The organism is Acidovorax sp. BLS4 (assembly GCF_032929295.1).
GTDB lineage: Bacteria > Pseudomonadota > Gammaproteobacteria > Burkholderiales > Burkholderiaceae_C > Paracidovorax.
In genome coordinates this window covers 1,144,275-1,156,880 of record NZ_CP136797.1, presented here as the reverse complement: position 1 = coordinate 1,156,880, position 12,606 = coordinate 1,144,275, and the positions used below count along the sequence as shown (strand labels likewise).

Below are 12,606 nucleotides of genomic sequence, written 5' to 3'. Positions count from 1 at the left end.
GCGAAAGAGGCCGCGGAAATACTTGCCAAATGCTTGGCAACAAGCATCCTCAATCCGGCGCCTGCACTTCTCTAGGAGATAGAAATGACCCGTAAATCCTGGCCCTTCCTGTCCACATACCAAGAGCGCAGACCTGAGCAGAATGTGGCTTTCTCCTCCACCGATGCGATCCAGCCTCCAGTGGGGCAAAACACCATTTCCCTGGGTACAGAACGGGCAGGAGCAGCTGCGTCATCGATGAACAACTCGCCACTTCGCTGCTCCGACTTCACCATCGGTAATCTTTCGCCTTCGGCGGCTTAAAGGGAGGAGAGGCCGGAACTCGCGGCCCCAACCCTCTCGATAGGAAGGCTTCAGCCTCGCCCGGCAAATGGCATCTTGGTGGCCATTACCGTGTGGAACATCACATTGGCCTCCAGCGGCAAATTGGCCATGTAGAGCACTGACTGGCCGACGATGTCCACGTCCATCAACGGTTCAGCCGCTATCTGCCCGTTTGCCTGCTGTACCCCTTGCGTCATGCGCTGGGCAAGCTCCGTCCCCGCATTGCCTACATCGATCTGACCCACTGCAATATCGTATTTCCGGCCGTCCAACGACGCGGTTTTGGTGAGTCCAGAGACTGCGTGCTTCGTGGCTGTGTAGGCAATCGAATGGGGCCGTGGAACGTGTGCAGAGATGGAACCGTTATTGATGATGCGACCGCCTGACGGTTGCTGCGCCTTCATCACACGAAAGGCTTGCTGCAGGCAATAGAACATGCCATTGAGATTAGTGCCGACCACCTTGTGCCACTGCTCCAGCGGCAACTCGTCAATGGGCACAGCAGGCGCGCCGACGCCAGCGTTATTGAACAGCAAATCCACTCGCCCGAAAGCCTCCACTGCTCGGTCGAACAAGGCCCGAACGGCAATGGGATCCGCAACGTCCGTGGGAACCGCCAAGGATCGCCCCGCTGCACCGGCTTCGGCAATCACGGCATGCAACAGCGATTCCCGGCGTCCTGCGAGAACCACACGCCATCCGTCCTTCAACAAGGCCAACGCAGCGGCTTTGCCAATGCCTGATCCGGCGCCGGTCACGATGGCCACTCTGGATGAATCACTCATCAACCATTCCTCATGGGATTATTGTTCAACGTAGCGGCGTGGTAACGCTCATCTGCGGGATTTGCGGCCCTTGGCGGGAGGTCCCGCACGCTTTCCGGCGGCCTTGGGCGACTGCTTGCGCGAGGAACGCTCGTCAGTCGACACCCGGGTAGCCGATTTGCTGGAGGATTTTCTGTTCGAGCCGCTCGCAGTGTTCGCAGCCCGGCTGTCGGAGGAGCCGGCGCCCGCGGTTGCCTTGCCTTTTGTCGGCCGAGGGGGCGCAAGGTCTTCACCTTCACGCATGAGTCGAAAATCGATCTTGCGGCCATCGAGATCCACCCGGCTCACCTGCACCCTTACGCGCGAGCCGATCGCATAGCGTATTCCAGTGCGTTCGCCGCGCAATTCCTGGCGGGCCTCGTCGAACTTGAAATACTCGCCACCCAGCTCAGTGATATGCACGAGGCCTTCGACATACATGGCGTCCAACGTCACGAAGATGCCGAAGCTGGTGGCTGCGCTGACCACGCCGCTGTACTCCTCGCCCAGGTGCTCACGCATGTACTTGCATTTGAGCCAAGCCTCGACATCCCTGCTGGCCTCGTCCGCCCGGCGCTCATTGGCGCTGCAGTGCAGCCCTGCCGCTTCCCAGGCCTGCGTTTCCCGGGTGCTTGCCGGAGCCTCCTTTCGCGGCTGCATGGTGGGCGCAGCGACGCGCGCAGCCAGGCGCTTGGCCAGCTTGGCATGGGCTTCGCCAGGCGTGGGCAATGCCGGCAGCCGGTATTTTGTTTTACCGAGGATGGCCTTGATCACCCGATGAACCAGCAGATCGGGGTAACGGCGTATCGGGCTGGTGAAGTGGGTATAGGCCTCGAATGCAAGCCCGAAATGGCCGCTGTTGATCGGCGTATAGATGGCTTGCTGCATCGATCGCAGCAACATCGTATGGATCTGCTGAGCGTCGGGGCGGTCCTTGGTGGCGTCGGCAATGGCCTGGAAGTCGCCAGGCTTCGGATCGTCGCCAATGGACATGCCCACCCCCATGGCCTTGAGGTAATTGCGCAGGATCTCCTGCTTTTCAGGCGTCGGCCCTTCATGCACTCGGAACAAGCCAGGCTGCCCACCTTGCGCGATGAAATCGGCGCTGCAGACATTGGCAGCCAACATGGCTTCTTCGATGAGGCGGTGCGCGTCATTGCGGGTGCGTGGCACGATCTTCTCGATGCGGCCGTTGTCATCGCAAATGATCTGCGTCTCGGTCGTTTCGAAATCCACGGCACCGCGCACATGCCGCGCAGCCAACAGGGCCCTGTAGACATCGTGCAGATTGAGCAGGTCTTTGACGCGGGGCTTGCGCTTCGTCGCCTCCGGTCCACGGGTGTTGGCCAGGATGGCGGCCACCTCGTTGTAGGTGAAGCGGGCGTGGCTGAACATCACCGCGGGGTAGAACTGGTATGCATGCACGTCGCCCTTGGCCGTGATGAGCATGTCGCACACCATGCAAAGGCGCTCCACCTCGGGATTCAGCGAGCACAGACCGTTGGACAGTTTCTCGGGCAGCATGGGAATCACGCGCCGTGGGAAATAGACGCTCGTCGCCCGGTCATAAGCGTCGATATCGATCGCACTGCCAGTCTCCACGTAATGGCTCACATCCGCGATCGCCACCAGCAGTCGCCACCCCTTGGCGCGGCCAACCTTGGCTGGCTCGCAGTACACGGCATCGTCGAAATCGCGCGCGTCTTCGCCATCGATGGTGACCAGCGGCACGTCCGTCAGGTCCACCCGGCTGCGCTTGTCCTGCGCGCGGACCTTATCGGGCAGTGCCTTGGCCTGCGCCAAAGCATCGGCCGAAAATTCGTGCGGCACGCCGTATTTGCGCACCGCGATCTCGATCTCCATGCCTGGATCGTCCACCTCGCCCAGAACCTCGGTGATTCGGCCAACCGGCTGCCCGAACAGGGCTGGCGGCTCGGTCAGTTGAACCACGACCACCTGCCCTGGTTTTGCCGTTCCGGTGGCCCCTTTGGGGATCAAAACATCCTGGCCATAGCGCTTGTCTTCCGGGGCCACGAGCCAGACACCGCTCTCTTGAAGCAATCGCCCGATGATGGGCTGGTCGGGCCGCTCGACGATTTCAACCACGCGCCCTTCCGGACGGCCCCGGCGATCCTGGCGAACGATCCGGACACGCACGCGATCCTTATGGAGCACGGCACGCATCTCGTTGGGGGGAATATAGATATCGGATTCGCCATCGTCTCGCTGCACAAATCCATGCCCGTCGCGATGCCCCTGCACACTGCCTTCAATCTCGTCTTCATTGCGCGCAGCAGGTGCGCCAGGGGTCGTTTTTTTGATATACAATCTGAGTCTTTCCTGAAATGCCCAGGTGGCGGAATTGGTAGACGCACTAGTTTCAGGTACTAGCGAGTAACATCGTGGAGGTTCGAGTCCTCTCCTGGGCACCAAGTTTAACGACAACCTGCAGGGTTGTCGGCCAAAAAAGCCGCTTCTTTTGAAGCGGCTTTTTTTATTGTCCGCATTCCCGGCGCATGGCATGGTCGCAACAATAAATTTTGCAACTCAGCCAGAGCCTTCAAAAAAGACTCTATAATTCGAGTCTTTCCTGAAATGCCCAGGTGGCGGAATTGGTAGACGCACTAGTTTCAGGTACTAGCGAGTAACATCGTGGAGGTTCGAGTCCTCTCCTGGGCACCAAATTCAAAAAAGCCGCTGTGAAAACAGCGGCTTTTTTTTGCCCGATGCGCCATGAACCTGATGTCATGGCTCGGCTCATTCCGTGATGAGCCGCTCCGCCATCGGCGTGGCTACGCGACCGAAGGCTGGAGCCTTCTGCCAACCACCAACCCGCAGTTCTCCATTGGCGGGTTGGTAGAACAGCAAGGCCGGTTGGGCCAAACGGCCTTGCTGAATTCGCGTTTATTTACGCAGCAGGGTCTTCAACGCGTTCTGCAACCTGCGGGCGCTGGTTTCGTCGGTTGCACTTGCAAGCACCCGGGCCACATCCTGGCCCCACGTCTGGACGGGCGTGGGATCGTTTCGGCGCGTGAGCAACTGGAGTTGGAGTGCACGGCGGGCCTGCAACTGCTCCGCAGGGGTCGGCACTTCGGCCGCCATTTCCAGCCTCAGCAAAGCCTCCGATGCATCCCCTTGGGGCGCGGCAGAAACCGCCTGGGTCCATGCAGAGCGGACGGACGCTTGTACTCCCAGTTCCTGCACGCTGGGCAACTGGGCTGCGTCACGTTTTTGCCAAGCGGCAATCAACTGGGTGAGTGCCTCGCCATGCGCTTGCGCAGCCAGTTTGCGCAGTGTGAGTTGCGCATGTTCGAGTGCCTCGCGCTGGGCACGGAAAGCACTGTCGCCCAGGCGAGGACCGCGGGCTTCCGAACGGTCCCCAAACCGATCACCCCGATCCCCGAACCGGTCGCCCCGCGCATCGCCACCCCGGCCCGGGCCGGAGGCATCGCGCGGACCTCGTCCGTCTTTGCGGTCTCCCGGCCGTGCTGGACGGCCCGGCAGTGCAGGCGCATCTTTTTTCATACCCGGGCGATCGTCGCCACGCACAGCCACCACGGGACGTGGCGTAGGCTTCGGCGCCGCGGCAGGCGGCGGAGCCTGATCTGTATCGGCGCCCTCCCCTTCCGAAGCCGCGGCCCCTTCTGCGGGTGCGGAAGTCACGTTGTCCGACGCGGCAGCTGGCCTGTTCTGCGCAGCGGATGCTGCCGCTTCATTGGCCAATGCCTGTCCACGCAGCGCAGCCTCCAGAGCGACCATTGCGCCACGGATCTTTTGCGCATCGCCGCTGGCATTCGCTTCCTCCAGCGCCTTGGAGGCTTCCAAAACGACGCGGTCCCGGGCGCTGATCTCGCCAGCCATCTTGTCGCGATCAGCGGATTTGCGATTGAACGCTTCGTCAATGGGCTTGCGGAAGGCATCCCACAATTTCTGTTCGTGCTTGCGGTCCAGTGGCACGGACTGCGCTTCGGCCTGCCAGCGCTGCTGCAGTGCCTTCACCGCGTCGACCCGCAGTGTCGGCGCAGCCCCCAATGCGGTTGCCTCATCGATCAGCGCATGCCGACGTGCCAGGCTGTCCTTCTGCGCGGTTTCGAGCGGCGCGGCGGCGGCGGCCATGGCTTCTTTCCATTGGGGCTGCAGTTCAGCAAACACCTTTTCGCTGACATGACCGCCATCGCGCCAACGATCGCCGAACTGGTGGAGCGCACGGTTGACCGCTTTCCAGTCGGGCTGCCCGGCCGTTGCCTGGGCCGCCGTCCAAGCCTTCACCTCGTCCAGCAAGGCCACACGCTGGGCTTTGTGCTCAGCCGCATCGGCACGCACCTTTTCCAGCCACGCCTCGACCACCTTGTGGGCGGCATTACAAGCCTCGTCGAATTTTTTCCACAGCGCATGGTTGGCCGGCCCCCCTTGGTCGGCCTGTTTCCACTGCTCGCGCAACTGGCGCAGCGTTTCCTGCATCTTGCGACCGCCCAAAGCCTGGCCTTCGGGACGTTGCAGCAACCCTTCCGCACGGGCCACCAGATCTTCCCGGACCTGGTCCGCGCTCCAGCGCTGCCAGCCTTCGAGTTCACCCGCCGCAACCAAAGCGGTGTGCACCTGCTGCTCCAGTGCCGCATCGATGTGCTTGCCATGGGTTTTCAGCACGCTGCGCAGCGCGGCTGCAGCGCCTGCGCTGGCTTTGCCGTGGCCTTCCGCTGTCTCACGCTCCAGTTTGCCCAATGCGTCGCGAACGGACTGCACCGCCTTGTCTCGCACTTCAGGATCCACCTTGGAGCGTGCGGGAGGCCGCACGGCCGGCTGTGCCGCGGCTGCGGCTGCGGCTTCCGATGGTTGGCCACGCGCCACCCGAAGCTCATCCGCCCACACGGGCACCGGGGGCAACGCTGCCGCAGGATCTTCCGACGCAGCAACCGCCTGCGCGACCGCCGGCTGGAATGCATCCCACACCACGAGCAACTGAGTGCGCGAAGCATCCAGCAACGGCGGGAAGCGCGCTTCCACGCTGGCCCAGGATGGGTCGTCCGTCAGTTCCTGCGCCTGTTGCTGCCAACGGCCCACGTCGGTGCGCAGCGCCTCCAATGCGGCCTGGGCATCACGCCAGGGCTTGGTGGACAGCACCTCGATGCGCTGGGCCAGCAACACTGCGGCCTCGCGCTGCACCTGCACACGGTGCTGCAGATCTTCGATGACCTTCATGCGCTCTGCCAATTGCACCTTGAGCGATGCCAAAGGTTCCCGCGACAAAGGGGCTCCCGCCTTGGCCGCGTCGCGCTGCCAAGCCAGCGCGTCGGCAATGTTCAGCTTGGCAGCAGCCAGCAAGCCCTGCGCCTTTTCGGCCCACTCGGCAGCGATCGCCTCCTGGCCCTTGGCACGCCGGATTTCATCGAGGCGCTCGCGAACAGCACGGGCCGCGCCCTTGTCGCGCCCACTCAGTTCCTTGAACACCTCCTGCAACTGCTCCGCCGACGGCTGGGTCTGCAGCCATTCGCGAATGCGCGATGCCCTCTCTCCCGAGGTCGCGGCGGAAAACGCGCCGCCCGTCAGCGCATCCAAGGGATGCGGCTCGGTGTGCTTGGCCGGGGCCGGGTTCACTTCGGGTGCGTCAGACATTTTGTTGCGAGAAGAAAAGGGAAACATGGATTCAGGGGGTAAAAGGCCGTGGCCGAGGGAGCCAGCGCCTACAGGCAGCGCAGATGACGCCGCCGACAAGGGCGCTATTTTCGCCCGGTTTTAGCAAGTCCCCTACATGGGGCGTTTTTATTCGGACTCAGCGGGCACACGGGGCCATGGTTCAGACACTGGAGCGCTGAATATGGGGTGCAGCGCTGCGACTGCAATACGGCAATGTAGCCCACGGCCATGGATGGATGAAAAAGCTTGTTTCCACCGGATGCGCTCTGTCAGCGAGTGGACAAAGTAAGTTCTGCGTGGGGCGCCCCGTTCACACTCTCCGAATCAATTTTCGGTGCGCCGACGAACAATCGCCCCAGCGCGACTTGCCGCCCCGCCAGGTAGTCACGGACCGCCACTGCCCGTGCCTGTGCCAGTTCTCTCATCGCCTCATCGGGAATCGCCATGTCCGCCAATAACAAGGCTTCCATTTCTGGCACGGACAAATCCTTCGCCATGCCGACCAGATTGCGGGGCTTGGCCATGTCGGTGCGGCGATACACCTCCTTGAGCGAGTCAGCGTACTGCGGAGATCCCGGCGCAGGCGCCTGGGGTTCCGAGGGCGCTTGATCGCCCCGCGCAGCCATGCGGCGCGCTTGTGCCGCCACCCGGGACTGCAGCGCGGCCCGTTTCCAGCCCTCTTGTTCGGCTTCTCGCTGAGCGTGCCCGGCGACGGTCATGTTCAGTCCCGGTCGGTCCGAGAGTGCCTGCCCGATCTTGTCGAGCGTCTTTCGGGCTTCATCGTCCAGGGCCGCGCTGCCCGGGGCGAAGTTGACGCGATCCAGCTCAGAACTGCCCCCCATCCATCCGGCCAGCAATGAAAACGGCGAAGTGATCGCCTTCATCACCAAGTTGCCCACCGCGCGAAAAATCACCGGCCCCAGGCGGAACTGGGGGTCGTTCAGCGAGCCATTGATCGGCAGTTCCACGTCGATCACACCATTTCGGTCAGCCAGCAAGGCAACGGCCAGGCGCACGGGCAAACTGGCCGGAGCGCCCTCCACCGGCTCGCCAAAACGCAATTGATTCAGCACGAGCTTGTTGCTGGCCGTCAATTGACCATCTGGCAGAACACGATAGTTGACGTCCATGCTCAGCTTGCCCCGCTCGATGCCATGGCCCGCGTACTTGATGCTGTAGGGCGAAAGCGGCGGCAGTTCCAGATCGCGCATCCGGCCTTGGATGTCCAGTGCCAAGGGCTTGGCCAGCGGATTCAGGCGCCCCGTGATGTCGAGCAAGGCCGAGCCCTGCGCCCGTCCGCGCAGTTGAAGTTCGGCCATGGCGGGCTCACCGCCCTCGGCGGAGGGCGCGGACGCAAAAGCCCCCAGGCGACCATTCAATTCGCTCAGGTCCGCTGAATAGTTGGGCCGAACGAACGAATCGGTAAAACGCACCGAACCGCCAGTGAGCACCACGGGGCCGAAACGCATGACCGGCGCCATTGCCGGCTTGGTGGCCTGGGGCGGCGTCGAGCCAGCCGCTGGGGTGATGTCGGGGGAAGCCTCCGCTGTTGCCGATCCACCGGGTGGCCCCTGGGCAGGCTGAGCAAGGTCCTGCAGATTGATGCGCCCATTCGGCTGAACGATGATGCGGGCAAAAAAGTCGCTCAACGCCGTTTCCTTGACGTCGAGCGCGGTTGGCTTTCCGGGCGCCAGGGTGAAATCCACCCCCTGCAGGGCCAGCGACTTCCAGTTCAGCAGTTCTTCCCCACGGATGGGTGCAGCCCCGTCGGCCGGTCCATTCGCGGCTGGGCGAACGGCCAGGGCCCTCACCCGCACCTCGTCCAGTGCGGCATTGCCCCGCACGCCGACGTCCGGGCCGTCGGTTTGCGCGGCATAACGCACCTCGCCATTGAAGCTGCCGAGGGCACGCACGACATCGACCGCCAACGGGTTGTCCACATACGGCTTGAAGGGATGCAGTGGCAGGCGGGACGCCTGCACCTTGCCCTGTGCCAACAGGGGCGTCATCTGCACCGTTCCTTCATAGGCCAGGTTGCCGGGATCTGTCCGCCCGGCCCCAAGGCGTGCCGATAGCGACAACGACACTGGAGGTGCGCCGGCATTCACAGGCCATGCCAAGCCCTTGGCACGCATCTGGAAGGTGTCGAGCATTACCGCCACAGGCTGTGCCTTGGCCGCATCGTTGAACGCCAGCGCTCCACCGTCCACCGACACTTCGGCCAGTTGCACGCTCCAGCCGGGGGCTGCATCCGTGCGCGTTGCGGCGGTGACTGGCACACGGCCTTTCCCTGCGGTGTCGGGCACCGTCGTCAGCCAGCGCTCCACCATCCAGCGCCCGTCCCCAGTACGCTCCAGGCGCACTTTGGGCTGCGATGTCGCCACCCGCGCGATGGCAACGGTGCGCTGCGGCATCCGGATCAACGCATCCTCGACCTCGATGCGGCCGATTTCAGCCCAGGCCGCGTTGTTGCGCAGGCCCGAGACCGTGGCGGTCCCCGCTGGGCAGTCCCGACCAGCCGGAGCACAGGCCCATTCGGCGCGGTCCACCGACAGCTTCGCGATCTTTGCCGCCCACGCGGAGCCGTTCCAGGCGATGCCCCCATCGGAATCCAGCGTTCCGTCCAGTTGGGGCTGGACGAGGTTGGCCAAGTATGGCCGGGCCATGGACAACGGCCAGCCCCGGGCGGACACGGCCACGCGGCCCGATTGCGCCAGCACCTCCCCTTGAAGCGACAAGGTCGCGGCGTCGCTCCCCGCTTCGGACGACAGCCGCGCATCCGCAGTGAACTGCACTGGTCGGGTGAGTGGCAAGGCCAGCCGGGTCGCGCGCACCCGCAGGTCGCGGGCCGAGATGCGGGCGGGCACTGCTGTCCCATCGTCCAGCCAGTCCACCTGCCCCCCATTGATGGCCACCCGATCCACCACCACATCCCACGGTGCATCATGAGCCGCATTGGTCCCCGCCTTCGTGGCATTCTGGTCTTGCGCCGCACCGCCCAGCAAGGCCATGCGCCCTTCCCGGTCACGCCGCACCGTCGCATGCGGCCCGCGCCACTCCAGCGAAGCCACATGCACCTTCCGCTGGAAAGGCTGCAGCGCCGCCACCTGGGCGGTGACCATGTCGAACGACAGCAGTGGGCCACCCTGTCGATCGCTCACGCGTGCACCATGGACCTGCACCACGCCGCTCACCGAAAGAGCAGGTTCGGACTGTTTCTGGAACGTCAGCCGCAGATCGGCGTCCAGCGTGCCTTGCTCGATGCGTACCGGCATGGCGGGAGGAAGGTAGGCCAGGAACGGCTGCAGATCCAACCCCTTGAATTGCAGCGTGGCTTCGGTGTCCCGGCTGTCCAGAAATGGCGTGCTCTGGGCCCCGGTCGTGAACGCCGTGCCGTTCAGTTGAAAGGCGAGATGGGGCGCGACCTTCACGGTGCGGTCCGCGGGCAGATTGCTCAGAAACGGCACGCTCAGGGAAAATCCACGCACGGTGTGGACCCGTTTTTGTGGCGCATCGCCGAAATCCACGGCACCGTCCCTCACCACGATGTTGTAGAACGAAAACCGCTGGGGCTGCGCATGGGGCGCGGCCGTCGCCGAGGATGGTGTCGAGAACTTTTTCAGCAGGTCATCGAAGTCGGTCTGCCCAGCCGACGTGCGCGACAGACGCAATGTGGGTCCATCGATCTGCAGCGCGTCGATCACCGGCGCCAGATGCCAAAGGGACTGCAGTTCTGCATCTATATAGAGGCGCTGAATTTCTAACTGGGGCTCCTTTTCCGAAGTGTCTGCAGCCATCCTCAGATCCCGCAGTTCCAGCTCCAGGGTCCATGGCTTGAAATCGATCTTCCCGACAGACAGTTCTCGCCCCAATTGCTCGGACACCTTGGTGTGCAGCACGTAGCGCAGCACGGTCGGAACCACGGCCCAGGCCAGCGCCCAGAATCCCAGCCAAGCCAGCAACGTCCACGCCACGCGGCGCACCCACGGGTTTTTGATGATCGAAAGCGCTTGCAGGGGCACGTCAGAGTCCGGTTTTCATTGCACAGATCATGGGATTCGAGCAGAAATCGGCCGGGTCAACATGTAACCAGTCGCAAAAAAGAAAGCCCGGTGGGATCTGTCGATCCGCACCGGGCTTGACGGCTGACACAACGGTCTTTTGCCATCATTTGCACCCTGGAGCTTGAACGTCCACGGGGCAGGAGGCAAGGTATTGCCTCCGGGGTCTGCCTTGGAAGTTTGACCAGTCACCTTCAGTGCACTGCATGCGTCTGGAGGGCGGCTCCGCTTCGTCCGGCGATGCCTGAATCACTCAGGCAAGGCCACTTTAGCCAAGTTGGCGGGCCACCACAAGCTGGATTTTCAATCGCCCTCCATGCCTCGATTGCATTCATCACAGTGGGGCTGCAGAAGCGGTAACGATGCCTCATGCAAGAGTGCCGATGCACCCTATAAACCTGTGTTTCCTACCAGATTTTTAAGATCGAATTGATCTAACGATCGGTTTTGTTAGTATTGACTCTGTATTAAGAGCCCTCCTAGAATCCGCGAGCCCTGAAAAACGGGGTTGACGATCTTCCATCCGCTGCCGATCCCGGCTAAGTCAGTTCGGTCATTGAACGCTCTCCGGAGGCAATGCGAACCTGATGGCGTACCAATCCAGGCGAGATGCCTGGCACGGCCTGGCCCCTTGTGGGCCACCTTGCTCAGGCCTCGACTCAGAAAGGAAAAGCTACATGACAGCGTTAGGAACAGTGGTCGCCGGAGTGCGAACGTTCGCATCCGATGTGATCGACGGTTTTCTTGAAATCACCCACAGCAGCTTCGCCCTCCTTGGCCTGGCTGTCGCTTTTGCCGTCATCACTTTGACCGCGCGTCCCGACCTGCGCCAGACCGGAGAAGAAAAGCTGATGGGCTGGCTGCAAGCCCGCCAGGTCGCGGTCATGGGCACGCCCATCGAGCCGGAAGCCAGCGAGCGCGCCACGGCGAGCAATCCGAAGGAACTGCCCAAGGAGCAGGCAGCCGTCACCTACTGGCTCAGCAAGAAGTACCGTGTGGCGCCGGAGCCTTTGGCAGTGCTGGTGGCCGAAGCCTATGAAATCGGCGGCAAGACCAAGCTGGACCCCACATTGATCCTGTCGATCATGGCCGTGGAATCGAGCTTCAACCCCTTCGCCCAGAGCGCGGTGGGCGCCCAGGGCCTGATGCAGGTCATGACGAACGTGCACACCGACAAGTACCAGAATTTCGGTGGCCACTTCGCGGCCTTCGATCCGGTGAGCAACCTGCGCGTGGGCGTGAAGGTGCTGCAGGAATGCATCACCCGCGCCGGGTCCCTCGAAGGCGGCTTGCGCTACTACGTCGGCGCGGCCAATCTGCCCGACGATGGCGGGTACGCCGCCAAGGTGCTGGCCGAGCACTTCCGCCTGCGCCAGGTAGCCAGCGGCCGCTCGGTGCCCTTGCAACCGCCGGCTCCCGCCACGCCGGCTGCCCCGCCGATGCTCTCCACGCAAGCGCCGGCACAGACCGTTCCCGCCAAGGCGGCCGCCGAAGCGGAAGCCCCCAAGGCCAGCGCCGACAAGGTGGCGCTTCTCTCCGACCTTTGAACCGACGGTGCCCGACTTGGGGCATCGATTCACATCCTCGGGCGCCAGGCCCGGTGCGGTCAGCTACACTCGCGGGGTACGCAACTGGCGATAGGCGCGGCACTCCACTGCCGCCGCTGACGTGGAAACCGACAGGGGTTCACCCCCTGTGAACCACTGGGGAGCGTGCCGCACGGGCTGAAAGGCCTGCTGTGTTCCGCCGTTCGCCTGGGCAGCCCTTGTTTCAAGGGACACCAG

General features: G+C 63.1%; 6 protein-coding genes, 2 tRNA genes and 1 riboswitch. Of the genes, 4 read left to right on the top strand and 4 right to left on the bottom strand.

Annotated elements, in window-relative coordinates; all coding sequences use genetic code 11:
* The first annotated feature begins 84 nt into the window (after nt 1-84).
* Nucleotides 85-303 carry a hypothetical protein gene (locus R1Z03_RS05390; RefSeq protein ID WP_317357501.1) on the top strand — a complete coding sequence of 73 codons (219 nt, stop codon included), beginning with the start codon at nt 85-87 and terminating at the stop codon, nt 301-303.
* A 50-nt stretch (nt 304-353) separates the two neighbouring features.
* Here R1Z03_RS05390 and R1Z03_RS05385 read toward each other — a convergent pair whose 3' ends face one another.
* The gene (locus R1Z03_RS05385) at nt 354-1,109 is read right to left on the bottom strand and encodes an SDR family oxidoreductase (RefSeq protein ID WP_317357499.1); all 756 of its coding nucleotides are present in this window, start codon (nt 1,107-1,109) and stop codon (nt 354-356) included.
* 48 nt (nt 1,110-1,157) lie between these two features.
* The gene (rnr, locus tag R1Z03_RS05380; RefSeq protein WP_317357497.1) at nt 1,158-3,455 is read right to left on the bottom strand and encodes a ribonuclease R; all 2,298 of its coding nucleotides are present in this window, start codon (nt 3,453-3,455) and stop codon (nt 1,158-1,160) included.
* 19 nt (nt 3,456-3,474) lie between these two features.
* Here rnr and R1Z03_RS05375 point away from each other — a divergent pair.
* Together R1Z03_RS05375 and R1Z03_RS05370 are read left to right on the top strand one after the other, a co-directional pair.
* Nucleotides 3,475-3,559 (top strand) — tRNA-Leu (locus tag R1Z03_RS05375).
* A gap of 165 nt (nt 3,560-3,724) precedes the next feature.
* Nucleotides 3,725-3,809, top strand: a tRNA-Leu gene (locus R1Z03_RS05370).
* Nucleotides 3,810-4,031: 222 nt separating this feature from the next.
* Here the strand turns inward: R1Z03_RS05370 and R1Z03_RS05365 are convergent.
* Nucleotides 4,032-6,767 (bottom strand): DUF349 domain-containing protein, encoded by a 2,736-nt coding sequence (locus tag R1Z03_RS05365; RefSeq protein ID WP_317357495.1) that lies wholly within the window; start codon nt 6,765-6,767, stop codon nt 4,032-4,034.
* A 263-nt stretch (nt 6,768-7,030) separates the two neighbouring features.
* On the bottom strand, nt 7,031-10,783 hold the full coding sequence (locus R1Z03_RS05360; RefSeq protein ID WP_317357493.1) for a DUF748 domain-containing protein: 3,753 nt from the start codon (nt 10,781-10,783) through the stop codon (nt 7,031-7,033).
* Nucleotides 10,784-11,499: 716 nt separating this feature from the next.
* On the opposite strand from R1Z03_RS05360, the gene R1Z03_RS05355 reads away from it, so the two are divergent.
* Nucleotides 11,500-12,369 carry a lytic transglycosylase domain-containing protein gene (locus R1Z03_RS05355; RefSeq protein WP_284401787.1) on the top strand — a complete coding sequence of 290 codons (870 nt, stop codon included), beginning with the start codon at nt 11,500-11,502 and terminating at the stop codon, nt 12,367-12,369.
* A gap of 70 nt (nt 12,370-12,439) precedes the next feature.
* A riboswitch (ZMP/ZTP riboswitch) is annotated at nt 12,440-12,589 on the top strand.
* Nucleotides 12,590-12,606 lie beyond the last annotated feature (17 nt).

Bases quoted from the DNA above. Each gene is read 5' to 3' on its own strand.
- R1Z03_RS05385 (WP_317357499.1), bottom strand. From the start codon at position 1,109: ATGAGTGATTCATCCAGAGTGGCCATCGTGACCGGCGCCGGATCAGGC.
- R1Z03_RS05355 (WP_284401787.1), top strand. From the start codon at position 11,500: ATGACAGCGTTAGGAACAGTGGTCGCCGGAGTGCGAACGTTCGCATCC.
- R1Z03_RS05365 (WP_317357495.1), bottom strand. From the start codon at position 6,767: ATGTTTCCCTTTTCTTCTCGCAACAAAATGTCTGACGCACCCGAAGTG.
- R1Z03_RS05390 (WP_317357501.1), top strand. From the start codon at position 85: ATGACCCGTAAATCCTGGCCCTTCCTGTCCACATACCAAGAGCGCAGA.